Below are 23,983 nucleotides of genomic sequence, written 5' to 3'. Positions count from 1 at the left end.
CGTTACTTCGCCGCCGGCACGTCGATGCCTGGGAAAATCTTGATGACTGCGGAATCGTCTTCACCGCCATGCCCTGCCGTCGATGCCATCATGAACATCTGATGCGCAGCCGCCGACAGCGGCAACGGGAATTTGGAACGCCGCGCCGTATCGAGCACGAGGCCGAGATCCTTGACGAAGATGTCGACTGCAGAAAGCGGCGTGTAGTCGCCCTTGAGGATGTGCGGAACGCGATTCTCGAACATCCACGAATTGCCCGCGCTGTGCGTGATCACGTCGTACAGTGCGTCCGGATCAACGCCTTCGCGCAAACCCAGTGCCATCGCTTCAGCCGCGGCGGCGATATGCACGCCCGCGAGCAACTGATTGATGATCTTCACTTTCGATCCAGCGCCGTGCGTCGAACCCAGCCGGTACACCTTGCCTGCGATCACGGCCAGCACGTCTTCGCAGGCGGCGTAGGCGGCTGCGGGGCCGGAGGTCATCATCGTCATCTCGCCCGACGCGGCGCGCGCCGCACCACCCGAAACGGGCGCATCCAGCATCTGCAGGCCAGCCGCCTCGACACGCCGGCCGAGCTCGGTCGCGAAATCGGGCGACACCGTGGCACTCGAGATCACCACGCCACCCGGCTTCATCGCAGCGAGCGCGCCGTCCGGACCGAACAGCACGGCCTCGGTCTGTGCGGCATTGACGACCAGCGTGACGACCACGTCGCATTGCGCGCCAAGTTCAGCCGGGTTCGCGCACGCGATCCCGCCTTCGGCTGCAAAACCCTGCAGCACTTCGCTGCGCAGGTCGCATGCATGGACGCGAAAACCGGCCCGCAACAATGAGCGCGCGACGCCCAGCCCCATCGCGCCCAGACCGATCACCCCGATATTTCTCGACATGCTTTACCTCTGGAAAAAGTTGCGCCGCTCACGAACCGGACGGAAGTCCCAACTCAACAGATGCCGGCTTCCGCGAGACGGCGGGCGGCGTTGTACATGTGGGTTTGCGCGGCGTTGCGCGCCGCCATTGGATCGCCCGCCCGGATCGCGGCTGTGATCGCCGCGTGCTCTTCGCGCACCTGCCGCGAAAAGTCCTCGCGCAGCGACTCGTTGCGGCGCGTGACGACCGTACCGGCTTCGAGGTATTGGTTCAGGAACGTGAGCGTCTTGAGGAAATAGGGATTGCCGGTGGCCACCGCGATCGCGCGATGAAAGGCCACGTCTTCGGCGACGCCGTCGTGCCCTTCCACAACGGCTTCATCGATCTTCGCGAGTGCGGCGTCGATGGCCGCCATGTCGCTTGCCGTGCGCCGCATCGCAGCCTCCGATGCGACTTCCGCTTCGATCGCGCGGCGCAGCGCGAGGATCTGCAACACCGAGCCGGCTTCGACTGCTTCCGCATAGTCGATGCGCAGCGGACGGATTGCGCCGTGCGCGCTGACGTAGACACCGCTGCCCTGACGCGGCGCGACCACGCCCTCGTTCTTCAGGCGCGAGATCGCTTCACGGATGACGGTCCGGCTGACGCCGAACTGCTCGGCCAGCACGGCTTCCGTCGGCAGCTTGCCGCCACGGGCGAACGTGCCCTTGTCGATCTGCTTCAGCAACTGCTGGGCGACCGTATCGCTGAGCGCCCGCGCAGGAATCTTGTCGAACATTACCGCTCCGATTGATCATGTTATGTGGTCATCATACAAATTTTCCCGTAGAGCGTCCTATCGGAAGTAACCCTGGGGGAAGATGAGAAACGCGGCCAGAAGTCGGGCAGCCGATCGTCAACCAATCTGCCCTCACCCACTAGCCGCAGTCTCGACCACCTTCATCTCGCTCGCTTCATTGTCCGGTAGCCCGCACTCGCTTGGGTCAGAAGGCTGCTAGCGGCCGATCTTCTGATCGCGCGTCGGAGCGCCTTCGCAGGAATCGACCTAGCCTGGGCTTCCTGGCCGCGGCCTGGATTCCAGGGGAACGAAATGTTCGGGATCGATGGGGACAACTGTCTGTTCCGATCTGCTCCCTGTGTCGACTTGCGTCGCAGTGCACACGCCCGATTGCATCCGTATGCTGCCATCGCATCGTATAAATCAAGCAGGTGGACGAGCCACCGTCAGGAGACACAAACATGAAATTCATGATGACCTTTCACTGGACACCCGATACTCAACAGCGTGCCGAAGCCATCGCACGCTTTCAGCGAACCGGCGGGCTCCCGCCTGACGGCGTCCGGTTGGTGGGCCGGTGGACGCGAGCCGATCTGGGCGGGGGGTTCGATCTGCTCGAAACAGATGATATGAAGAAACTCACCGAGTTCGCCTGGCAGTGGAGTGATCTGATGGCGCTGGAAATCACCCCAGTGCTTGAAGACGCCGAACTGGGCGAGGTGCTGGGGCGCGTAGCGACGTAAATTGTTCAACGCACGTTCGACATCGACACTATTCGACATGAACACAACCGGTCGCGCCCGCAGCCACGGCCTGCGGCACCGCGTGATCCTTGCAGCCGGACCAGGACGCTGGCGACGGACGATCCTGGCCATGCTTGTCGTGCTGATCGGCTATGCCGCCGCAGATCTCTTCTGGCCATTGCACCGTGACCTGAGCCGCTTCGATACCATTGCGACGGGGACACTCGAAACGAAAATGTGGCGCTCTTACTATGACCGCCAGCACGTGGCGCTCTTTCTTGAACTGGCGCAGACCCTGCGCACGCAGTATCGCTTTCCGTGGCTAAGGTCGTACGTCGGCGCTTACTACGGCGCGTCAGCCGCATTCACTTTCAAGGAGGGCAGCGAGCGCAGCGATTACGAAAAAGCGTTGCCGGCGCTGCAAACCTATTTCAGCCTGATCCGCAACACGGGGAACCGCAACTTCGATGTCTCGCGCACCGCCACGCTCGAACTGGAATGGTGGATCGTGCACCGGCAGCGTGAGCGTTACCCGCCTGGCGCGTTGGCCAGCGCGTGTGCTGAAGCTGCCGCATCGCTGTACATGGTGTCCGCGAACTCGACACTCGAACACGGGCGCTTGCGTGCGCAAGCGATGCTGCTTCGCGACGCCCGTGAAGAAGCCGGCAGCGTCACCGACGCCGATTGGGCAACCATCGAATCGCTATTGCACCTGAGCTACCTGTCGCTTGGCCACGCCGTTTCATCGACAAACGCCGTCGCCGGCGCGCGATGAGCGACGCGCCGTTGTGCAGCCAGGTTCGCCGGGACGCGCAGGCTCAATCCGCGACTGCTATTCCGATCAACGGCGCGTTGAAAATGAACGACAGACCGCCCTGGCTAAGGCAGAGGCGGCCAAAGCCAACGAGGGGGCCGAGCTGGCCAAAGCAGATGCGGCGCAAGCAAACGCCTCGGCAGAGACCACTCGCGAAAGCAACCTCAAGCTTCAAATCGCGCTGAAAAAGAACGTGTTGAACGCCTTCAGCTTGAAGAAAAAGTCGCGCCGAGGATTCTGTCAGACACAGAGCGGGGAGCGATACAATCAGGCGAACAAGGTGTGCTGATGTGCCCCCTCAGACCGACCATCGCCGCCCGTCGGCTCCACCGGAACAGGCCTGGCTCATGGCTTCGTGCTCGCGTCCTGGTTCCGGAACGCCGCCTCTCCGGCGTCAGACACCTCGACCCACTTCTGGTCGGGCGCCGCGTCTGCGACGTAGCTGTCGTGCCAGTTCCACCACTTGTAGGTCGGGGTCTGAGGATAGCCCTCGGGCGAGTCCTCCCAGACCTCCTGCCGGCCCAGCGGCGTGATGTCGAGGTAGTTCCAGGTGCCCCCCATCTGCTCGTCGCCGCGGTTGTTGATGAAGTAGGTGCGGTACACCCGGTCGCCGTCGCGGTAGAACACGTTCGTGCCGTGCCACTCGTCCACGCCGAAGTCGGCGTCGAAACTGTCCGTGAGGGTGAACCACGGCATCTCCCAGCCCATCCGCGCCTTCAGCCGCGCGATGTCCACCTGAGGCGCACGCGAGACGAAGACGAGGGTGGTGTCACGGGCGTTCAGGTGGGCGACGTGGGCGACCTGGTCGGCCACCATGGAGCAGCCCCGGCAGGCGTGGTCGGGCCAGCCGAACACTCCCGGCTCGAAGAATGCGCGGTAGACGATCAGCTGACGCCGACCGTCGAACAGGTCGAGCAGGCTGGCCTTGCCCGCAGGCCCCTCGAACGCATACGCCGTCTCCACGGCCATCCACGGCATTCGCCGGCGCTCGGCGGCCAGGGCGTCACGGGCGCGGGTCTGGGCCTTTTCCTTCACGAGCAGCTGTTCGCGGGCTGCCTCCCACGCCTGCGGCGACACGACCGGTGGTGTGTGCATGGCAGGCTGTCCGCCGTTCCGTCCGTTCTCTGCTGATGTAGTCATGGCTTTTGCAATCTCCTAAGTTGGGCCACTTCCCGCGCCTCCTGGTTGAAGCGCGATTCCATTCGCTGCTCATCGGTCGTCGTAGGCCTTGAGGTAGTTTTGCACCGGAAATGGAACGTTGGGAGTAACAAGTGTGGCGGTATTCCGATGGAGTCGCTGACTACAGCCGCGGCGCGTGGGCTTGAAGCGGGTGAACCCTTCGGCGCCTTGAACCGCGCGGCTTGCGCGACGATGCTCCTGCGCTCGAACTTCAAGGTATCGCGGTGGTAACGGGTCGGCTACGGAAGCTTGAGACTGATGCGTCGTAGCGGCCCGCTCGACCGGCTTCGATTTCCGGGTTCGGACATTTAGAGACCATCGACGTACCTCACACAACGTCAAAAGCTCGTCCGCCAACGGCCACTCCACTTCGGCCACGTTCGCGCCACCAGATAGCTGATGTCCATGGCCCCCGGGCTTCATTGAGCGTTACTCGACGCGTTGTACGACATCGGTTCGGGTCTGCTGACGGCGCGCGTTCGAGCTCGTGGCCTAACGTTTGTCCACGGACATTTGACCGTTGCCCAATGACGACGGGAAAAAACCACGATATCTGAATGTTTTATCTGCGGTGGACTGGTCGGGACAACCAACCGCACCGACAGACGCGAGTGTCTCCATAGTCGTGGGACGATTGGAAACGAACGTCCATTGCGCCGATTCGTCATCCGGCAGCGGTGACGCGCAGCACTGCTCCAGTGCAGCTAGCAGGGGTTCGCGGTCCGGTGTATGAATGACGAATCCCTCGTTCGCCAGCGCGGCATGATCGAGTCCGAGCTCACGGCAAATCCGCATCCGCAACGGCGCTTCCGACTGGTTGGCGAGACGCGACTGCCGGACGAGTTGACAGGTCGTCGCATCGAGAAGGACGCCCTGCTGTTGTAATGGCTTCGTTTGCCACGCTTCCGGCGGACAGGCCTTGTTTTTCGGCACCAATGGTACGAAGGGGTTGATTTCCGCCGGATAGATTCTGCAGACCAACGGGCGTTCATCGTAAATACCGCAGAGCATGTCGGCGCGCAGATTGGGACACGCACCAGCGAACGCCGCGGTGAGAATGATCGAGACGCGCACCGGTAACGTTCCGCTCATGGCGGCCGACGAACGCGCCCGTTTGTACGCTGCCTGCGCATTGTTGGGTTCAGGCTCGACCGGCCACGGAATAGCTTCGCAGAGGAACTCCAACTGTCCGCCACGTTTCAGCCAATCGATCGCCTCGGCGATTGACAACGGCAGGCGCAAATCGTGGCAGCACTGGCCACATGTCGTACAGGCGAAATTGATATCGTCCACGCTGTTTGTCCCTTTAGGTTCGGTTACGTCGTGCCTAGTCGGGCCAGCGCCGAAATTCTTACAGGGACACAAGTGGAAAAGTTGAGGTGGTTGCCGTGATTCACTGGGCCGTGTGCGCGCTGCATCGGTTCTCTGGCTGGTACCCGGCCAGGGATCGAGCCGATATTCACAACCAGGCCGTCACCCTGTTTCCTGAAGGTCGGCAATAGGGCCCTCAGGGTTCGTTGGACGCCGAATACGTTCACGTCGAAGAGCGCGCGTACCTGTTCTGTCGTGAACGCTTCGGAAATGCCCGCTGACCCGATAAGGAAGGAACCTCGCTATTGCTGGATGGCAAACGCTATCCTGCTTGCGCTCGTCACCGGTCAGAGACGTGAAGACGTCTCGGCTATGACCTTCGATCAGGCAAAGGACGGCTTTCTTTGGATCGAACAGAAGAAGACCGGAGCCAAGCTGCTCATTCCGATGACTTTGCGCCTGGACGCGATTGGCATGAGCGTTGCTGACGTGTTAAAGCAATGCCGGGACAGTGTAATTAGCAAGCGTGTGATCCATTTCGTGCGTGCCAATAGCGGAAGAAAGCCCGGGGATTCCCCCTCTCTAAATACGCTCAGCGCCGCATTCGCAGAATTTCGAGATCTCGCAAAAATTCAAGTTTCCGATGGGAAAACCCCGTCATCTTTTCACGAGATCAGATCTTTGCCGGTTCGCCTGTACACAGATCAATATGGACCGGACTTCGCGCAGGCGCTGACGGGACATCGTTCAGCCAGCATGACTGCCCTCTATCGGGACTCGAGGGGACGGGAATGGTCAGAAGCAACGCTCCGAAAGGGCTAGATTTTTGGATGGATTTTGGATGCCCCACGCCAGCAAACGGCGCCCGGCCGCACCAATGTTATGATCGGAAACACATTGCGCTGGAGAGCGCGCTTCCCTGTCATGCATTCCATGGATACCCACACCATCAAGCCGGCCGAATCGCCCCTTCCGGATCTCGGACGACGCGTCCGTGCCGCACGGGTCGCGCACGATCTGACGCTCGAAAACGCGAGCCGCCTGTGCGGCGTGTCGCGCTCGACGCTGTCGAAAGTGGAAAACGGCCTGATGTCGCCGACTTTCGACGTGCTGCAGAAAATCGTGAATGGCCTGAAGATCGATCTGGGCGAACTGTTCGGCTCGACGCCGAAAGTCAGCGCAAGCGGCCGGCGCGCGCTCACGCGCAAGGACGCCGGTCAACGTCACGCATATCGCGGCTATCAGATGGAACTGCTCGCCACCGATCTCGCGCACAAGGCGATGCTGCCGTTTCGCATCCGCATTTCGGCGCACACGCTGGATGCCTTCGACGACTGGGGTCGTCACGAAGGAGAAGAATTCCTGTATGTGATCAGCGGCAGCGTCTGCCTTTATTCCGAGCTGTACGCACCGACTCACCTGAACGCCGGCGACAGCCTCTATTTCGACAGCCGCACGGGTCACGCAGCGGTGTCCACCAGCGATGAAGACGCAGAAGTGCTGTGGATGGCAACGGGTTCGGATGTACCGCAACCGCCATTGGAAGCGGCGCCGAAGAAATAGCCCTCAAAATGCGTGACGAAGACGCGAGGCGCGCTTAACGCGCCTCTGCCAGCGCCTTGAGATTGCCTTCGCCGAAACCGTGATGTCCACGGCGCTGCACGATCTCGAAGAAAATCTCGCCCGCGTTGCGTTTGATAAACGTCTGGAAGAAAAGCAACGGCACGCCGTCAGGCCCGATTTCGCCGTCGACAAGAATGCGGCCGCGCCGCAGCCGCTCGATATCGAGCCCGTGTCCGGGCAGCCGCGCATCGATCTGCTCGTAGTAGCGCGGCGGTGGCTCGACGAAGGCCAGACCATTCGCAATCATCGCTTCGACACACGCGAAAATATCGCTGGTCGCGAGCGCGATGTGCTGGACACCTTCGCCCGGATGATCGGGCAGATAGTCGTGCATCAGGTTCGTACGCGGCGTGCCTTCCTCGTAGAGCGGAATACGGATCGCGCCGCACGGCGACACCATCACGCGCGAATCCGCCGAAACGTGCCAGTTCGCGTGCAACTCGTGAATCTCGCGAAAATTGAGCAGGCCGCGATAGAAGTCGAGCCACTCCTGCATGCGGCCCGCGCCGACGGTTTGCGTCAGATGATCGACCGCGACGAGACCCGTGCCCGCGTGACTCAGATCGGCGTGCGCCGTGTCGATGTCGATCGGACGGAAGTCGATGTCGAAGATCGAGATATCGCCGAGGCCGCCCTGTTGCCCACCGCGTCCGCGCCAGCGGTCGACGAAGTAGATATGTGAATCACCGATGCCCTGAATCGCGGGAATCCACAGTTCGTTTCTGCCGACATTCTCGCCCTCGAATTCCCAGGCACCGAATTCAATCGCGCGATCGAACGCCTGCTGCGCATTGGCCACACGAATACCGATCGCGCACACGCCCGTGCCGTATTCCTCCGCATAGCGCGACGCGAACGAATCCGGCTCGGCATTCAGCAGGAAATTCATTTCGCCCTGACGGAACAGCGTGACGTCCTTGCTGACGTGACGGGCGATCGCCTTGAAGCCGAGCTGCGTGAACGTGCGGCCGAGTGCCTGCGGATCGCGCGCGGCGAACTCCACGAACTCGAGACCGGCCGTGCCGAGCGGATTGTGCTCGACATCGGCAATGGCGCTGGCGGCAGCGGTCGGACTGGGCAGATCGCTGGGCATGACTTTCTCCTTTGACTGATGCGGTAACGCGTGACTGACCGTACGCGGCGACGACCGGCAACCGCCTCGCCGCCATTCGAACCGTGTTTGTACACCGTCCGCATGACCTCCCGCAAGCCGCATTCTGTACCAGAGACGGTTCACGCGCGCAGGGTTGCGCTGCTCGCGTGCCGCCTCACAATCAACGGGCCGAACTGCGGCGTTTCTGTGTGCCCGGTTTCGCGGCGGCTGGCGCGATGCGCTGCCGGGTCACGGCGCGCACGGCGTCGATCAGCGCGCGCGCAACCGGCGAAGGTTGCGTATCCGTGCGCAGAATCAGCCCGACGGGTTCTTCCGTGCCCGCGGACGGCAACGCGAGGCGTACCAGTTCACCGCGCGACAGATCGTATTCGACGGCACTCACGGGCACGAACCAGACGGCGTCGTTCTCGAGAGCCAACGCGCGTCCGACCGATACCGACAGCATCTCCACAAACGATTTTAGCGGTGGCGCGCCCCACGCTGCGAGCAGGCTTTCGGCCGACTGACGGATCAGCGTGCCGTACTGCGGCAGCACGACCGGGAAACCTTCGAGCAGCGCGGCCGGCGGTGCGGTGCGCGTAGCGAGCGGATGCCCGGCGCGCACGACGGCGATCAGCGGCTCGCGATACAGCTGCTCGAAGCTGAGGCCAACCATCCGCTCCGGATCGGCGAGACGCCCGATCGCGCATTCGATCGCGCCCGCCTTGAGCCGCGCGAGCAGCTCCGTATTCGACGCCGTCATGAGCCGCACGACGACCTGGGGCCACTGCGTCGCGAAACGTTTCAGAACGGGTGGGACGAGCGCGTTCGCGACCGTCGGCAGAATGCCGACGTCGAGCGTGGCGGCCGCGGCGCCCTCTTCGCGCGCCAGCAGATCGACGCCCTGCCGCAGCGCGCTGACGCAGGCGCTCGCGTGCGGCATGAACAGCTGCCCTTCACGCGTGGGCACCGCGCCATGCCGGCCGCGCTCGAACAGCCGCACGCCGAGAATCGACTCGAGCTCGGCGACCGTCTTCGAGACGGCCGGCTGCGTGATCGACAGGCTTTCCGCGGCCTTCTGCACGCCGCCGAACTGCGCGACGGCAAGGAAGCACTGGAGATGACGGAATTTGACGCGGCTATCCGCGAGACTGCGTTGCATAACGACAGGTTATACGAAAGACAAGAAAACGTCATTTTGCATAACCTCTCAGGTTAGATAAAGTCGCAACACACCCAGCAATCAAATCAACATCAGGAGACAGCCGATGGACGATTCTCTTCTTCTCGCGCCGCGCGACTTCGCGTCCCATCCGGCGTATGTCTACCCCGGATATGGTTCTTCCGTGAAACGCGGGCCGACCCGCCCGCTGATTCCGCTGAAGGAGCGGCTGCGCGACCAGTACGTACCGGTGTATGGCGCCGAAGACCTTGGCGCGCTCGACAACGACCTCACGCGCAACGCCGCACGAAATGGCGCGCCGCTTGGCGAGCGCATCATCGTGACGGGCCGCGTGCTCGACGAAGGTGGCCGGCCGGTGCGCAATACGCTGGTCGAAGTGTGGCAGGCGAACGCCGCGGGGCGCTACGTCCACAAGACGGACCAGCATGACGCGCCGCTCGACCCGAACTTCCTGGGCGCGGGCCGCTGCCTGACGGACGACGATGGCCGCTACCGTTTCATGACGATCAAGCCTGGTGCTTATCCGTGGGGCAACCATCCGAACGCATGGCGTCCCAATCACATTCACTTTTCGCTCTTCGGCGACCACTTCGGCTCGCGCCTTGTGACGCAGATGTATTTTCCTGGCGACCCGTTGCTTGCTTTCGATCCGATCTTCCAGGGCACACCTGAGCAGGCTCGTGAGCGGCTGATTTCGCGCTTCTCGCTGGACACGACTGAAGAGGGCTTTGCGCTTGGCTACGAGTTCGACATCGTGCTGCGCGGCCGCGACGAAACCCCGATGGAGCGTTGATCATGACCCTCAAACAAACGCCTTCGCAGACGGTCGGCCCGTACTTCGCCTACGGACTGTGTCCTGAGCAATACAACTTCGATCTGAAGAGCCTCTTCACGACGACCCTTGTGGACCACGAGACACCGGGCGAGCACATCACGATCGTGGGCCAGGTCTTTGACGGCGACGGCAAGGTGATAGGCGACGCGATGATCGAGATGTCGCAGGTGGACGCTGACGGAAACTACCCGAAATCGCACGCGGACATCAAAAGCTCGGGCTTCCGCGGCTTTGCGCGGGTCGGCACGGGAACGGACCCGGAAAAGCGGTTCATCGTGCAGACGGTCAAGCCAGGAACGCCCGACGGGAGCGACGCACCGCACGTGAACGTGATTGTGCTGATGCGCGGGATGCTGCTACACACGTTCACGCGCCTCTATTTCGAGGACGAAGCGGAAGCAAACAAAAAGGATCCGGTGCTGTCATCGGTCCCGGCGGACCGCCGCCACACGTTGATTGCACGCCGGGAAACGGCGGTGGGCAACCCGGTATATCGCTTTGACATTCATATGCAGGGCGAGAACGAGACGGTGTTCTTCGATCTGTGAGGGATGAGGCGTGGGGCGCGACGCGCAACAGCGAGCGTTTCACGAGAGGTTTTCACGAAAGTTTCACATGACCGCATCAAGATGCCCCTGCGAAAGATTTCGCATAACTCCAACGTAACCTTTAGCCCGCCGCGAGCGGGCTTTTTTTTGCAAGTACGGACGCACGGCGACGCACGCAGTGCGAAGTCGGGTGAATGACTGCCTTGTCACGGGCGTGGAGAGTGCGAGGGACGGGATCGCGCGGGGACCAAGGGAAGGGAAGCGATGAGGGCGACACCTACGGGTGGCCATTCCCCGCAACTCAGACGCGTTTGAAAATCGGGCGTATCGAAGCGCCTTTCCTTTGCCTACTTTTCTTTGGCAAGACGCCCCGAAGGAAGTCCCGTGGGACAAAGAAAAGTAGGTGCCGCCCCGCACAGGGGCGACGCTAATAAACCAAAAACACAACAAGGAAAGGCCAAAAAAAACCCGACCTAACTCCGATAATCAACCACCCCCCCCAGCAACAAGCCTCAAAGCCGCCTGCCAGGCAAGCTCCGCGATCCCATCAGAATCATCGCGCTGAAACTGCCCAGCGGTCAGCCTGCAAACAGATTCAGAAGGAACCAGCAACTCAGCGCCTCCAGCGAGCGCCTGAACCTGAATCTGACAAGCCCGCTCAAGAAAGTGAATCTCCTGAAAAGCCAGAGCAGCAGACCGACCACCCACAAGCAACCCATGGTTCCTCAAAACCATGGCATTAAAAGAACCCAGATCAGCAACAAGCCGCTCGCGCTCAGCGAGATCCAGCGCGATCCCTTCATAATCGTGATACGCGAGGCACCCATAAAACTTGAGCGCATGCTGACTGATGGGCAGCAACCCCTGCTTCTGCGCAGCCACAGCCGACCCAGCCGCAGTATGCGTATGAATAACAAAATGCAGATCGGGCCGCGCAGCATGCACCGCCGAATGAATCGTAAACCCCGCCGCATTCACACGATACAAAGCCGGATCACGCGCGGCGCTAACCGCGTCCACCACCCGCCCGTCGCCATCGATCTTCACCAGATCGGAAGCGCGCATTTCATCGAACAGCACGCCGTAGCGGTTAATCAGAAAATGATGTTCAGGACCGGGCACGCGCGCAGTGATATGCGTATCGATGAGGTCCGTCATGCGGAAATGGGCAATCAAACGATAGAGTGCTGCAAGATCACAGCGTGTAGCCCATTCTTCTGCACTGAAAGTGGGCGAAGGCGCGACCGTGACCATCATGTCTCTCCGTAAAACGAGTGCCCGCAGCGCTTTAATTCAGCACCTGAAATGATCGATATTCTGCCCGGCGTGAATGGCGCGCGTCAGCCACTCCGGCCTGTCGCCCTCACCGTCCCAGGTATTCCCATACGCATCGCGATACATCGGCGCCTTTATTGCAGCCGCGTCGGCTTCAATGGCTGCCGCCAGATCCGCCATTGTGATGCCGTACTCATCCATGCGGCGGCGTATCCACACGATCAATCGATCGCGCGCTTCTCCGTCGGCGTCGAACATCCGCTGTTCCTCCCGCTCCATCATGATGCACCGCCCTCCTTGCGGAAAATGCGTGCGCTGAAAAGACAAAGGCCTCGCAATTGCCAGCGAAGCCTTTTATTGGTGTTGACGCGGCCCCGGTGAATTCGCTTCACGCGGCACTCCCGGCAAAAACCGGTTCCGAAACGATGTCGGGCCAGTCAACATGTCAGAAAAATCCGGTCGGCAATGGCGATCCGGATGACCCCGGTGTCGCAATTGTAAATCAAGGCGCGGCGCGGCGTTCAGAAGATGCGCCACTATCGCCCCGGCGCGCGCCGTCCAGCGAGTTTTAGCTCGATATATCGCCGGATCGCGCGCGCCATCAACGGATATCGCCACCCCGGAACAGCAAACAGCACCAGCGCGCCTAGCGCCAGCAGGCCGCAAAACACGAACGTACCGCGATAACCGAACGCTTCGACGAGCAACCCGGACAGCACGCCCGACAGAATCGACCCGAGCCTCGCCGCATTAAAGAACAGCGCGGTCGCCCTGCCCGGCGACGCCGGCATCAGATCCTGCACATAAGTCATGCCAAGGCACGACGTAACCGCGACGACGAACGCGTTGAGCAGCTGCATCGGAATCAGCACGCTCACGTTGCCGGCAAGCGACATCCCGACGAAATACACCGCATGCACCGCCGCACATGCGGCCAGCCAGTTCGGTTTGTGCAATGTGGACGACCGTGCGCCAAGCGCGAGCATCATCGGAATTTCGCTCAATGCGCCGAGCCCGAGCATGATCGATACGTCGATGCGCGAGCCGTTCAATCCGTGCACGATGTACAGCGGCAGCACGATCATGGTTGCATTCGCGGCGAGACCGATCAGCGTCAGCGCCACGACTGCGCGCCAGATGTCGTTTGGCGAGGCCGCCGCGATGCCCTCCTCATGGGCGTCTTCGGAAGGCGATTTCAGCGGCGGCACCGTGATCGACGATGACGGCTCAGACGCGGTGTCCTCCACCGTGTGGTCGCCCAGATGACCGGTGGGCTCCTGCGTGCGTGAGACGATCGCCGCGCACGCCGCGAAGCTGGCGGCGGCGAACAGAAAAAGCCCGTAAAAACCGGTGCCCGCCAGCACGAGCGCGCCCACCGCCGGCCCGAAAACCCACGCGCCCGACAGAATCGTGCGCAGTGAGGCGCTGGCGAACGCACGTTCTGCTTCGTTGGGCACGGGCAACGCGGCGCGGCTGAACGAGAACACCAGCGAAATCGCCGAGCTGCCCGCGCCGATGAACACGATACCCACAACCAGCAGCAGCCGGTAATCGCGGACCACGCACAGACACAAGTAGCCGAGCGTCGCCGCCGCAAGCGAGGCCAGCAGGAGCGGCCGGTGGCGCCCGCTTGCGTCGCTCCAGCGTCCGGCGAGCGTGCTTGCCAGCACGCCGCTTGCCGCGATCAGCGTCATGAAAAGCCCGAGGCGGAACGGCGTCATGCCTGCGCGTTCGACACCGAACAGCGACAGATACGGGGCAGTAAACGACATCGCCACGCCGAGCATCAGGGTTGCGCCCGCAAGCGGCTTGAAGCCGGGTATGCGCAACAGATCGAAAAAACGCGAGGTCTTCAGCACGGCGCAGAGGTAGTTGAATGCACAACAAAGGGCGCAACACAGGGCACAGCGCGAGGTACGACCATCAGGAAAGGCAGGCCGGCATCATCCGTGGAGCAACCGGTCGTGCTGGATGACGGAGCATTATCGGGTGTACCGGTCCCATCGGTAAACCCGTAGACCGGGTTCCCAACATGCGTGTTCCCTCTATGGGCGAATGTCGGACCTTCGTATCGATAGCGCTGCGCTGTAGCACGCAGGCAACGGGCGGGTGGTTCATAATCCGGTGGATCGTTGCAGCCACCCCGGATTGCGGCCAACTGGCACAGATTCTGCGGCGCGGGCTGAATCACCGAACTTCAACCGGACTCACCATCATGCCAACATCATCTGTCAGCCGCCGCGCTGCATTCCGACGCAGTGTGAATGAACGCCGGGGCCTGCTCGTGCCGGGCGCGTTCAATGCGATGAGCGCGCGCATCATCGAGGATGCCGGCTTCGAGGCGCTTTACCTCACCGGCGCGGGCGTCACGAACATGTCGCTCGGGTTGCCCGATCTGGGCTTTATCGGCCTGAACGAAATCGCCGAACACACCGCGCGGGTGCGCGACGCGGTCGAGCTGCCGCTGATCGTCGACGCCGATACCGGTTTCGGCAATGCGCTGAACGTCCGCCACACAGTGCGCGTGCTGGAGCGCAGCGGCGCGGACGCGATCCAGTTCGAAGACCAGGTGATGCCGAAGAAATGCGGTCACTTCGCAGGCAAGGAAGTCGTCTCCACGGGCGAGATGGTCGGCAAGATCCACGCAGCAGTCGACGCGCGCGAAGACGGCAACCTGCAGATCATCGCGCGCACCGATGCAGCCGCCGTGGAAGGCATCGAAGCGGCGATCGAGCGCGGCCATCGTTTTGTCGAAGCCGGCGCGGACATCCTCTTTATCGAAGCCACCGAGTCGCTCGCCGATATCGAGCGTCTGCCGGGTCTCTTTGCAACGACGCCGCAGCTCGTCAACATCGTGATCGGCGGCAAGACGCCCGTGCAGTCGCGCGATGTGCTCGGCAAGCTCGGCTACGGCATCGTCCTGTACGCAAACGCGGCGCTCCAGGGCGCGGTGCTCGGCATGCAACGTGCGCTCGGTTCACTGAAACAGAACGGACGCCTCGATGAAGATCCTTCGCTCGTGGTCCCGTTCAACGAACGTCAGCGACTCGTCAACAAACCGCTCTATGACCAGCTCGACAAGCAATACGCTGCGGTCGAAAAAGACAGATAACGCTCGCTCGGAATCATCGGCATTGGATTGCTCACACCCGCGTCACCGCTTGCGCTGGTGCTGATCGTCATCTTTATCTATGGCGTCGGGCGCTCGATGCAGTTTTCGCTGCTCGCGACGCTGGCCTATGCCGATGTGCCGCCACCGCAGATGAACGCAGCCAGCACGCTGTGGAGCGCTGCTGCCCAGATGAGCATCGGTCTTGGCATCGCGTTCGGCGCGGTGTCGCGCGTTCTCAGGCGGCGACTGTTACAACCCCTGCACCTGAACCGGCGCGCCAGGTTTGCCGGCCATCGAAGGCGCGATCACCAGATAGCGACGCCTGTCAGTCGTCGTTGAGCCATTCGTCGTGACCACCTGACGGATCTGTCCAATCGCGTTGACGATCGCCGAGCCCGCAGGGTTCGTCATGAACGATGCGAGCGCATCGATATTGCCGCTGCCGTCCGGTGCGTCGGCAAGGCCGAGCACATACGGCTGCTTCGGCTGCAGACCCGTAACCGACGCCTGCAATACCTGCAGCAGACCCTGATCGAAGAGCGCAACGCTTGTGGGCGCAATCGTGTCATTGCCGGCCTTGTTTGCGCCTGCCGGCACGAGCGTCAGATGTGCGGCCTGCCCCGCTACGCCGAGTGGCTGCGTATTTTGCGTGCCATCACCGTCGGGCACCGCATTCGGCACATAAGCGATCGCCTGCGGCGCCTGTCCAATCGGCACCGTCGCGACGACCTTGTTGGTCCGCGTATCGATCGCGGTCAACGCATCGGCGTTTTCGAGGCCAACGTAGATCCGGGTGCCATCGCCCGAAGGCCAGATACCGTGCGGCAGATTGCCGACCGGGATCGTCGCAACCTGAGTGTAATCGTCAGTGCGGAACACCTTCACCACGTTCAGGCCACCTACAGTGATATAGGCGAACGTCCCTTTAGCGTCGTGCGCGAAGTTCACGTGATTCGTGATCGGACCGGTATCGATGGTCTTCAGCAACGCGAACGGCGGACGCGCGTCGAATACCTGCGTCTTGCCGACGTCCTTGAGTGTGAACCACACCTGCTTGCCGTCCGGCGTCGCGGCGATGTTCGGACAGAACGGACTCGCTTGCTGCACCTTGCCGACGATCTGATGGTCCGCCACCGAGATCACATCGAGCTCAGGATTGAACGACGAACACACATAGCCGTATTTGCCATCCGGCGAGAAGATCTGCATGCCAGGACCGGCGGGCACCGTGATGCGCGTCTTCTCTTCATACGTTCTGGCGTCAAGTACCGAGACGTAATTTTCACCGCGCACGGTCACCCACACTTCACTGCCATCAGGCGTGAAGAACGCTTCGTGCGGTGAGCGACCGACATACGTTGTGTGCTTCACGGCATTCGTCTGCGTGTCGATGAACGTCACCGAATTCGAACCGATCGACACGACTGCAAGCGTGCGATGGTCCGGCGAAAAACCCATGCCGTGCACAAGCACCTGCCCGTGATACAACGGGCTGAAGTTACCCGGCGACGGATCGCCCAGACGAATCACGCCGACCAGTGTGTTGTCGACAGGATCGGTGATGGAAACCGTATTGGAGAACTGCTCGGCCGCGTAGACGCGATCGTGGTGGCTCACCGGCACATCGGCATCAGCGAGTGCGCCAGGCGCCTGGCCGGCCCATGCAAACTGCGCGGCAGCCATCGCCGCGGCCGTGAGCATCGTCGCGAATAAGGAGGTGTGTTTCATCAGGGTTCCGTAGACATGTTCATGGATGGGTTCATTCGCGTATCGCCGTGCATGTGACTCATCGCGCCCATGCTGTGGCCGGACATCGAATGCGCGGGTGTGGATGCGGCATGCGGCGCCTGCTGCTGATCGGGTGCAGGCGCCGAAGGCGGCAACGGCTGGTTGAGCGCGACACGCATCGCGACAATCTCCTGCTGCTGCTCGACGACGATCTCCTGCGCAATGCGGCGCAACTGCTCGTTGTGCCCGTGACGCAATTCCGCCTGCGCCATATCGATCGCGCCCTGATGGTGGGGAATCATCATCGCGACAAAATCCTCGTCGACATTGCCGGTCGGTTTGATCGACATGTCGTTCATCATCTTCGTCATCGCTTCATCGTTCTCCGACATGAACGACGATTCCTCAGTGACGCCAGCCTTGGGTCCGGCAGCGAACGCCGGCGATATCAGCACACTGGATAACGCCAGCGCGAACGCGGACGCGAGCGCGGTGCCCGATATCGAACGCGCGCGACGATGTAATGGGGAATGCATGAACGGTATCTCCTCTGCCCGGAACGTTGGGGTGTGTTACTGACGCAAACACCACACTGACGCCGCTATTCCTCGCTCGACGCACTTTATCTGCCCATGCGCCGGCCATCGCGTTTCGCGATAGCATGGCGACCAGCGCAGCGACAACGGGAAACGGCGAATGGCTTTCGACGAGCGGGTGTTGAACGGAATGGGCGTGTTGACAGCGATCGTCGACAGCGGCAGTTTTGCGGCGGCGGCCGAGGCGCTCGATATGTCGCAATCTGGCGTGAGCCGCTCGGTTGCCCGGCTCGAAGCGCGGCTGGGTATCCGTCTCTTCGATCGTACGACGCGCTCGGTCACGCTCACCGACGAAGGACGGCGTTTCTACGCGCAGATCCTGCCGTTGCTGTCGGGTCTTGAAGAAGCAGCGGCTTCGGCTGCACTTGGTGCTACGGCCGTACGTGGACGTTTGCGCATCAACGTCGATCCGTTTTTTTCGCGGCTCTTTCTTGGGCCACGTCTCGGCACTTTCATGGAGCGTTATCCGGATCTGCACATCGACCTCGTGACGCGCGATCAGCTGGGCGACATGGTTGCGGATGGCTTCGATCTCGCGGTGCGTTTCGGCGAACCCCGTGCGTCGACGCTGATTGCCCGCAAGCTGCTGGACACGCGTGTGGTCACAGTCGCATCGCCGACGTATATCAAGCGGCACGGCCGTCCGCTCGCGCCCACGGATCTTGAACGCGAGCCGCACGTCTGCATCAAGTTTCGCGAGCCCGAAACCGGGCGGCCCTTTCCGTGGGAATTTCATCGCGGCAAGAAGAAGGTCGTCATCGAAGCGCGAGGGCGTCTCACGATGAACGATGGCGGCACGTTGCATAGTGTGTGCCTTGCGGGATACGGCATCGCGCAGATTTTTGCGCTCGGCGCGGAGCAGTTGATCGCGAGCGGCAAGCTCGTCGACCTGTTTCCCGACTGGGCCGACGAGGTGTACCCGTTGTATGCGATCTATCCGTCGCGTCAGTATGCGCCCGCAAAAGTGCGGGCGTTTTTCGACTTCATCGCTTCGCTAACAGCTACCGCGTCCGAAGTTTAGACGCCTTCTTAAAGCGCACGCGGTTCACATAACGCGTCGCACGGATCAGTCCGTGCTCTTCGGCGCAGAAACACTGGAAGGCGCCGTCCCGTTCGCAGTCAATTGCGCATACACATCGTGCGACAGTTCGAGCAGCGCCTTGCGATCGATCCCGCCCGACACTGCATAGCCGAAGTCGCCGTCGACCCAGTAAAACACGTTCACGGGTCCGTCCTGGTAGAGCTTGAACGCCGTTGTATCCGCACTCACCTTGCGGTGCGAAATACACAACGTGATGCGCTCGCCCTTTGCATCGTGATACATGAACTGCGCGACCGGCCCGTCGCTGCCCGGCAGCAGCCGTCCACCCATCAACTCAAAACCGGTGCGCGTGAGAATCGGCGGGCGCACGTTCGTGCCCATCCGGTTCGATACCCATGTCACCAGCTCCTGTTCACGATCGACGCCCACTTCCACCGGCCGCATCACTTCCGGTGCGTACATCACGTGCGCGATTGCGGACTGCCGCGCGAACAATTCCGCACCGTCCGCGCTGACCCGGTGTTCAAGTGCATCGCCCGCGCCGCCTGACGCCACTGTGGCGGCCTGCCGGCCCATATTGGTGCCCACGCCAATGCCCACACCCAATACCAGCGTTGCGGCCATGGCGGCGAACTGCGGCCAGTTCAGTGCGTCGTGCCAGCTTCGCTTCACTGAAGGACGCAATCTCGCCGGCACCGGCTCGTTAAGCACGCGGTCGTAGCGTTCATGGAACATGTTATTCAGCGAAAAATAGTCGCTGACGCGCGCCGCCAGTTCGTCGTTCGTTTCCAGCAGCCGGTCGATTTCCTCGCGTCGATGCGCGGCCAGCGATCCGTCGACGTAGCTGTGCAGTTCTTCCTCGCTGATCTGCGGTTGTTCGTTCATCGCACCACCTTCAATTTCGCGCCCGGCTGCTTGCCCGACATCAGCGCACGCAGCCGCTCGCGTCCCCGAGACAGTCGTGACATCACGGTGCCGATCGGCACGCCGAGGGCCAACGCGACATCGGCATAGCTCATTTCTTCGAGCCCGACGAGCAGCACGACTTCGCGCTGCTCGTCGGGCAGACGCTGCAACGCAAAGTCGAGATCGCGCACTTCCAGCGACTGGGACTGATTGCCGGCGATAGCGAATTCGCTTTCCGGCACGGCGTTGTCGTCGACCGGGACGTGGACCGCGCGCGAGCCTGCCTTGCGAATCTGGTTGACGAATACGTTGTGCATGATCGTAAAGAGCCACGCACGCAGATCCGAGTCGGGGCGGAACTGGCCGGCATTACGCAGCGCACGCTCCAGCGTGTCCTGCACCAGATCGTCGGCCAGCTCGCGATTGTTGATCAGCGCACGTGCGTAACGACGCAGCCGCGGCACCTGATCTATCAAACCATCACGGACGCTCATCGCCCTTCCTTTTCCTTTCGGCGCCGGCGCTGCACGCGCAAACGCAACATGCCCAGTCATAGGGTGAACAGCGTGTGCAGCGCTTTATTCCCTCATGCCGCACTTTTTTCTTTCGAGCGGGGTGCGCGCGTCATCGCGCGGCCAGCAGGTCAGCCGCCCGCATCAGGCCACGCGCGTTGGCGCGGCCCGCGAGCACGTACCGCATGTGACCCGTGCTCCAGTCCAGCACGCGGCTCTCGCCGACCCGCCGCGCCTGCCATTGCGGCTGCGCGGACGCTGTCAGATCCCGCACCGACAGCAGCACGGCCCGCTCGCCCGCTGCGTTGCAATAGACGAAACCGCGCGCCTGCGCGAACGGCCCGACGGGCAGCGTCGCGACGGCGATGGCGCGGAACCCGACGCGGGAAAGATCCGGCGCAGCGGCAAGTAACAACGCGTCGCGCGGCTCATCTGCCGGCGTATGCGACGCGATCGCCTGTTCGAGCGCCATCACTGCCGTCGCTTCGAGCGCCGCGCGCGGCACGCGCAACGCACAGAGTGCCCCTGCTGCTGCCGCAACCAGAAGCAGCGCGATCACCGCCATTCTGCGCACCCGCTGCCGCCACCAGCCAGCCAGCGACGCCACGTGTAGCGCGCGCAACGAAAGCGGCGAACGACCGGAATCGTCAGCCTCCTGAAAGCTCGAATGCATCCGCCAGTTGAGTGTGCCGTAAAACGCGACGCGGCGCGCTTCGTCGGGCCGTTCGTGCAAATAGCGCTGGATGCGCGCGGCGCGATCGGGCGCGAGCAGGCCGTCGACGAACGCCTGAATTTCGGCTTCGGAAACAACATCGGGAGAGTGTGGAACGGAGTGCATACGAGCTTCTACAGGAGGCGGGAGCCATCAACACGCCAACACACCCTGGTCTCGTTTTATTCCATCGAAAGCCGATTCTTTTCGCAGCGCTGCACTTCAAAAATGCTGTGGCCAGGTGTGTTAACACGAAGTCCGCCGTGTTTATTTCAGATCAGCTCGACCTCCTCTGCAGATTTTTATTTTTTTCATTTCGAGCGGATTTTCAGCGTTTTTTCGGGAATTTCCGACGATCGGCGCGTGTTAATCCGGTTGCATCCCGCACAACACACTCAGGAGTTGAACATGAAAAAGCTTGCCATGATGTCCCTCTCGCTCGCACTGCTCGCATCATCGAGCGCATTTGCCGAAGGTAAGACTCGCGCGGAGGTTTATCAGGAGTTGATCGAAGCGCAACAGAATGGTCTGGCGTTCGTGACCGACGCCTCGTATCCCGATGTCAGCCCGGCTTTTGCGTCCACAGTCGAGCATATGAAAGCCGAGCGTCTCGCGAAACAGGGCGCGGCCAGCAATATGGCCAGTAACGCCAGCGCCGTGCCCGGCGTGCAGTGACTGTTGCGTCGCTACGGCGGCCGCATCAGGTGCGTCGACCGCCGTGGCTGCACGCGCCCAGGTCCAGCTGCGGACGGGCGATCTGTTCAGTATGTGGAGAAAACAACCGGATTCCGCCGCGCCGACTGCGTGACAACACCCGATAAAACGTGGCGTTTCGTGGCGATCTGGTGCGGATTATCCTGACTGTCTAGTGCTTTCCGTCAGACGGGTGGCGCAGATTTTCGCGTACACGCCTCGCGACGAGCACCGGCAGGAAATCGTGAATTCGTGCGCCGTCGTTGTATTGCGCCCATGTATCGGCGTACATCTTCGAGACGGTTTCGGCCGGCGTGCTGGTCTCTTCGGCGATTGCGTGTACAACTTCGTCGACGTTGGGTTGGGCCATGATAGTGCGCTCTCCAGAACAGGGACGGAAGATGGAAACGACAGGTAGAGGAGTCATTACAGGACGCAACCGCGAATGATGCAAATTGAATCCCTCTATCGGCCGCCAGATTGGCTTTTTGTGTTTCGCCTGGTGAGATTGTTCCAGTGGCTCGCGCAGGCCGGGAATGGGTCTGCGCGGCGTCTCTCTTAACTTTTTACCAGGCTTTCACTCGCTTGATGCGCATGGGCGCGATCGGCGAGCACCTCTTTCGCTGCCAGCGCGGCATTGATCGCGCGCGGGAATCCGGCGTACACAGCGATCTGCGTGATCACTTCGACGAGCTGCTCGCGCGTCCCGCCGACGTTGAGCAGACCGTGCATGTGAACCTTCAGTTGTGGCGTGGCGGAGCCGATGGCCGCCAGCGCAGCAACTGTCGCGAGTTCGCGCGACAGAAGATCGAGACCTGGCCGCGTATAGATATCGCCGAATCCGAACTCGATGATGAAGCGCGCGAGATCCGGCGCGATATCCCGAAGCGAATCGACGACACGCTCACCCGCAGCGCCGTCGATTGCGCGCAGGCTCGCGAGGCCTTCGTCATAACGCGAACCGCGCGCGTCGACCCGTTCAGCGTTGACGGAAACGCCCTTTTCGTCGAAGACAGCCTTCGCCGCAAACACACCGTTGAGCGCCGCAGGAAAGCCGGCATAGACGACAAGATGCGTCATCAACTCGACGACCTCTTCTGGCGAACCGCCTGCGTTCAGCGCGCCTGCAATGTGGAATTTCAGTTGCGGCTCCGCGCCACCCATCGAAGCGAGCGCCGCAATCGTGGCGAACTGGCGTTGACGCAGATCGAGACCGGGGCGCGAATAGATCTCGCCGTACGCGAAGCTGATCGTCAGGTTTGCCAGATCGGGCGCGATGTCCTTGAGCGCCTCGACGATCGACGGCTGCGGCGTGTTTTCAATCATCGCGAGATATTCGCGGCCGACGGTCATCGTGGTGGGTGCGTGGTTCATGGTGTCCTCTGGGAGCTGGACCGCGTGTTATTACGGGCCCGTTGAAGACAAAGATATCGATCCGGGTTTTTCTGCGCCAATGCCTTCGACGTGATACCTTTTGCGTATCAGAACGACAAACGGATTCCATGAATGCAGACACGCGTTGAACTCTGGCAGTTGCAGTACTTCGTCGCCGTCGCGGAAGAATTGAGCTTTCGCCGTGCAGCGGAGCGTCTTTCGATTACGCAGCCGCCGCTGACACGGCAGATTCAGGCGCTGGAGGAAACGGTCGGCGCGCGGCTCTTCGAGCGCGACCGCAGCGGCGTGGTGTTGACGGCTACCGGCGCGCATCTACTGAAAGAAGCACGCAAGCTGCTGAACGATGCCGAAGCGATGTTCACGCGCGTGCGGCAGCGCGCAGCGCAACGTCTCGAACTCAGGCTGGGCATCACTACGGTGCTCGACCCCGCGCTGTTCACCTGGCTCGAAGGCGCGCTGAAGACCCGCGAGCCCGCGCTTCAACTCACGCAGAAGCGTCAGTATTCCCAGCAGTCAGTCGCGGATCTGCGTCGCGGTGCGCTGGACGCCGCGCTGATCGGCCTGCCCTCCGAAGTGGCGGATCTGAACGTGCAACGTCTTTTCGTCGACCCACTCGTGGCTGCGCTACCGCGCGATCATGCGCTTGGCAGGAGGAAGCGCATCTCGCTGTTCGAACTCGCCGGCGACACGCTGTTCTGGCCACAACGTCGCGTGAATCCCGCATGGTTCGATCACTACGAGAAACTGTTCAAGGCGTGGAAATTCAATCCGCCACGCGCGCCTGAGCCGGCCGATCATCACGTGATGCTCAGCCTGATCGCGGCCGGTCAGGGCATCGCACTGATTCCGGCATCGCTGAAGTCGATGGCGCGTGAGGGCGTCGTGTATTGCGAACTGAAAGAGCAGGCAGATCTTCGGATCGACGTGGCGCTTGCGAGCCTGCCCGATGCGACGAATCCTGCGCTATCGCTGTTGATGACCGTATTACGTGCGCGCTATGCGCAGGACAAGCCTGTATCGGGCCGACGTTGA

28 protein-coding genes and 1 pseudogene are annotated in these 23,983 nt (G+C 61.8%); 12 read left to right on the top strand and 17 right to left on the bottom strand.

The features are described from left to right. Positions 1 to 2 precede the first annotated feature (2 nt). Entirely contained in the window at positions 3 to 893 is an 891-nt protein-coding gene (ltnD, locus tag P3T21_RS02420; protein WP_429254319.1) for an L-threonate dehydrogenase, read from the bottom strand. A 53-nt stretch (positions 894 to 946) separates the two neighbouring features. Further along, entirely contained in the window at positions 947 to 1,651 is a 705-nt protein-coding gene (locus tag P3T21_RS02415; RefSeq protein WP_429254318.1) for a FadR/GntR family transcriptional regulator, read from the bottom strand. A 461-nt stretch (positions 1,652 to 2,112) separates the two neighbouring features. Between P3T21_RS02415 and P3T21_RS02410 the strand changes: the two genes are divergently transcribed. The 3 genes from P3T21_RS02410 to P3T21_RS02400 are packed head-to-tail and all read left to right on the top strand — an operon-like array spanning position 2,113 to position 3,497. After that, a complete protein-coding gene (locus P3T21_RS02410; RefSeq protein ID WP_429254317.1) occupies positions 2,113 to 2,394 on the top strand; it encodes a DUF3303 domain-containing protein in 282 nt (93 codons plus the stop codon). Positions 2,395 to 2,431: 37 nt separating this feature from the next. Continuing rightward, on the top strand, positions 2,432 to 3,169 hold the full coding sequence (locus P3T21_RS02405) for a hypothetical protein (protein WP_429254316.1): 738 nt from the start codon (positions 2,432 to 2,434) through the stop codon (positions 3,167 to 3,169). Further along, positions 3,123 to 3,497, top strand: a complete 375-nt coding sequence (locus P3T21_RS02400; RefSeq protein WP_429254315.1) for a hypothetical protein — start codon at positions 3,123 to 3,125, stop codon at positions 3,495 to 3,497. Before P3T21_RS02405 ends, P3T21_RS02400 begins: the two co-directional genes overlap by 47 nt. Before the next feature lie 56 nt (positions 3,498 to 3,553). Here the strand turns inward: P3T21_RS02400 and P3T21_RS02395 are convergent, their stop codons facing one another. The 3 genes from P3T21_RS02395 to P3T21_RS02385 all read right to left on the bottom strand — a co-directional run bounded on the left by P3T21_RS02395 (position 3,554) and on the right by P3T21_RS02385 (position 5,985). After that, positions 3,554 to 4,348, bottom strand: coding sequence for a DUF899 domain-containing protein (locus P3T21_RS02395; RefSeq protein ID WP_429254314.1), 795 nt, complete (start codon positions 4,346 to 4,348; stop codon positions 3,554 to 3,556). A gap of 531 nt (positions 4,349 to 4,879) precedes the next feature. Next, complete coding sequence (locus P3T21_RS02390) at positions 4,880 to 5,680, bottom strand: YkgJ family cysteine cluster protein (RefSeq protein ID WP_429254313.1); 801 nt, start codon at positions 5,678 to 5,680, stop codon at positions 4,880 to 4,882. A gap of 23 nt (positions 5,681 to 5,703) precedes the next feature. Further along, entirely contained in the window at positions 5,704 to 5,985 is a 282-nt protein-coding gene (locus P3T21_RS02385; RefSeq protein WP_429254520.1) for an SDR family NAD(P)-dependent oxidoreductase, read from the bottom strand. Between P3T21_RS02385 and P3T21_RS02380 the strand changes: the two genes are divergently transcribed. Together P3T21_RS02380 and P3T21_RS02375 are read left to right on the top strand one after the other, a co-directional pair. Further along, positions 5,969 to 6,520, top strand: a complete 552-nt coding sequence (locus P3T21_RS02380) for a tyrosine-type recombinase/integrase (RefSeq protein ID WP_429254519.1) — start codon at positions 5,969 to 5,971, stop codon at positions 6,518 to 6,520. The genes P3T21_RS02385 and P3T21_RS02380 overlap by 17 nt on opposite strands. Before the next feature lie 111 nt (positions 6,521 to 6,631). Continuing rightward, the gene (locus tag P3T21_RS02375) at positions 6,632 to 7,261 is read left to right on the top strand and encodes a helix-turn-helix domain-containing protein (protein WP_429254312.1); all 630 of its coding nucleotides are present in this window, start codon (positions 6,632 to 6,634) and stop codon (positions 7,259 to 7,261) included. 34 nt (positions 7,262 to 7,295) lie between these two features. Here P3T21_RS02375 and P3T21_RS02370 read toward each other — a convergent pair whose 3' ends face one another. Both P3T21_RS02370 and pcaQ read right to left on the bottom strand, forming a co-directional pair. Further along, complete coding sequence (locus tag P3T21_RS02370; protein ID WP_429254311.1) at positions 7,296 to 8,414, bottom strand: 4-hydroxyphenylpyruvate dioxygenase family protein; 1,119 nt, start codon at positions 8,412 to 8,414, stop codon at positions 7,296 to 7,298. Between the two features lie 181 nt (positions 8,415 to 8,595). After that, complete coding sequence (gene pcaQ / locus P3T21_RS02365) at positions 8,596 to 9,576, bottom strand: pca operon transcription factor PcaQ (RefSeq protein ID WP_429254310.1); 981 nt, start codon at positions 9,574 to 9,576, stop codon at positions 8,596 to 8,598. A 106-nt stretch (positions 9,577 to 9,682) separates the two neighbouring features. Between pcaQ and pcaH the strand changes: the two genes are divergently transcribed. Continuing rightward, on the top strand, positions 9,683 to 10,390 hold the full coding sequence (gene pcaH, locus P3T21_RS02360; RefSeq protein WP_429254309.1) for a protocatechuate 3,4-dioxygenase subunit beta: 708 nt from the start codon (positions 9,683 to 9,685) through the stop codon (positions 10,388 to 10,390). Further along, positions 10,390 to 10,980: a protocatechuate 3,4-dioxygenase subunit alpha gene (pcaG, locus tag P3T21_RS02355; RefSeq protein WP_429254518.1), complete on the top strand. Its 591-nt coding sequence runs from the start codon at positions 10,390 to 10,392 to the stop codon at positions 10,978 to 10,980. Before pcaH ends, pcaG begins: the two co-directional genes overlap by 1 nt. Before the next feature lie 486 nt (positions 10,981 to 11,466). On the opposite strand, the gene P3T21_RS02350 is transcribed toward pcaG, so the two are convergent. The 3 genes from P3T21_RS02350 to P3T21_RS02340 form a co-directional block, all read right to left on the bottom strand. After that, complete coding sequence (locus tag P3T21_RS02350; RefSeq protein ID WP_429254308.1) at positions 11,467 to 12,237, bottom strand: class II aldolase/adducin family protein; 771 nt, start codon at positions 12,235 to 12,237, stop codon at positions 11,467 to 11,469. A gap of 36 nt (positions 12,238 to 12,273) precedes the next feature. Next, positions 12,274 to 12,537: an H-NS family nucleoid-associated regulatory protein gene (locus tag P3T21_RS02345; RefSeq protein ID WP_429254307.1), complete on the bottom strand. Its 264-nt coding sequence runs from the start codon at positions 12,535 to 12,537 to the stop codon at positions 12,274 to 12,276. 254 nt (positions 12,538 to 12,791) lie between these two features. Further along, the gene (locus P3T21_RS02340; RefSeq protein ID WP_429254306.1) at positions 12,792 to 14,114 is read right to left on the bottom strand and encodes a sugar efflux transporter; all 1,323 of its coding nucleotides are present in this window, start codon (positions 14,112 to 14,114) and stop codon (positions 12,792 to 12,794) included. Positions 14,115 to 14,470: 356 nt separating this feature from the next. Between P3T21_RS02340 and P3T21_RS02335 the strand changes: the two genes are divergently transcribed. After that, positions 14,471 to 15,367, top strand: a complete 897-nt coding sequence (locus P3T21_RS02335; protein WP_429254305.1) for an isocitrate lyase/PEP mutase family protein — start codon at positions 14,471 to 14,473, stop codon at positions 15,365 to 15,367. 12 nt (positions 15,368 to 15,379) lie between these two features. Then, positions 15,380 to 15,595, top strand: a pseudogene (locus P3T21_RS02330) (MFS transporter); the annotation flags it as partial. A 21-nt stretch (positions 15,596 to 15,616) separates the two neighbouring features. On the opposite strand, the gene P3T21_RS02325 reads toward P3T21_RS02330, so the two are convergent. Further along, positions 15,617 to 17,095 (bottom strand): YncE family protein, encoded by a 1,479-nt coding sequence (locus P3T21_RS02325; protein ID WP_429254304.1) that lies wholly within the window; start codon positions 17,093 to 17,095, stop codon positions 15,617 to 15,619. After that, positions 17,095 to 17,631 (bottom strand): DUF305 domain-containing protein, encoded by a 537-nt coding sequence (locus tag P3T21_RS02320; protein WP_429254303.1) that lies wholly within the window; start codon positions 17,629 to 17,631, stop codon positions 17,095 to 17,097. The genes P3T21_RS02325 and P3T21_RS02320 overlap by 1 nt, the downstream gene beginning before the upstream one ends. 160 nt (positions 17,632 to 17,791) lie before the next feature. Between P3T21_RS02320 and P3T21_RS02315 the strand changes: the two genes are divergently transcribed. Continuing rightward, a complete protein-coding gene (locus P3T21_RS02315) occupies positions 17,792 to 18,712 on the top strand; it encodes a LysR family transcriptional regulator (RefSeq protein ID WP_429254302.1) in 921 nt (306 codons plus the stop codon). A gap of 45 nt (positions 18,713 to 18,757) precedes the next feature. Here P3T21_RS02315 and P3T21_RS02310 read toward each other — a convergent pair whose 3' ends face one another. From P3T21_RS02310 to P3T21_RS02300, 3 genes are all read right to left on the bottom strand, one after another. Next, positions 18,758 to 19,618 carry an anti-sigma factor family protein gene (locus P3T21_RS02310; protein WP_429254301.1) on the bottom strand — a complete coding sequence of 287 codons (861 nt, stop codon included), beginning with the start codon at positions 19,616 to 19,618 and terminating at the stop codon, positions 18,758 to 18,760. Further along, complete coding sequence (locus P3T21_RS02305) at positions 19,615 to 20,133, bottom strand: RNA polymerase sigma factor (RefSeq protein ID WP_429254300.1); 519 nt, start codon at positions 20,131 to 20,133, stop codon at positions 19,615 to 19,617. The genes P3T21_RS02310 and P3T21_RS02305 overlap by 4 nt, the downstream gene beginning before the upstream one ends. Before the next feature lie 130 nt (positions 20,134 to 20,263). Continuing rightward, positions 20,264 to 20,989: an anti-sigma factor family protein gene (locus P3T21_RS02300; protein ID WP_429254299.1), complete on the bottom strand. Its 726-nt coding sequence runs from the start codon at positions 20,987 to 20,989 to the stop codon at positions 20,264 to 20,266. Positions 20,990 to 21,271: 282 nt separating this feature from the next. Here P3T21_RS02300 and P3T21_RS02295 point away from each other — a divergent pair, with 282 nt between their 5' ends. Further along, positions 21,272 to 21,538, top strand: a complete 267-nt coding sequence (locus P3T21_RS02295) for a DUF4148 domain-containing protein (protein ID WP_429254517.1) — start codon at positions 21,272 to 21,274, stop codon at positions 21,536 to 21,538. Positions 21,539 to 21,728: 190 nt separating this feature from the next. Here the strand turns inward: P3T21_RS02295 and P3T21_RS02290 are convergent, their stop codons facing one another. Beyond that, a complete protein-coding gene (locus tag P3T21_RS02290; RefSeq protein WP_429254298.1) occupies positions 21,729 to 21,926 on the bottom strand; it encodes a DUF3562 domain-containing protein in 198 nt (65 codons plus the stop codon). Between the two features lie 188 nt (positions 21,927 to 22,114). Continuing rightward, positions 22,115 to 22,930, bottom strand: coding sequence for a carboxymuconolactone decarboxylase family protein (locus tag P3T21_RS02285; RefSeq protein WP_429254297.1), 816 nt, complete (start codon positions 22,928 to 22,930; stop codon positions 22,115 to 22,117). Positions 22,931 to 23,062: 132 nt separating this feature from the next. On the opposite strand from P3T21_RS02285, the gene P3T21_RS02280 reads away from it, so the two are divergent. After that, positions 23,063 to 23,983: a LysR family transcriptional regulator gene (locus tag P3T21_RS02280; protein WP_429254296.1), complete on the top strand. Its 921-nt coding sequence runs from the start codon at positions 23,063 to 23,065 to the stop codon at positions 23,981 to 23,983.

The organism is Paraburkholderia sp. GAS334, from assembly GCF_050436625.1.
GTDB lineage: Bacteria > Pseudomonadota > Gammaproteobacteria > Burkholderiales > Burkholderiaceae > Paraburkholderia.
The sequence above is the reverse complement of the archived record's forward strand: the minus strand, read 5'-3'. Positions and strand labels throughout refer to the sequence as shown.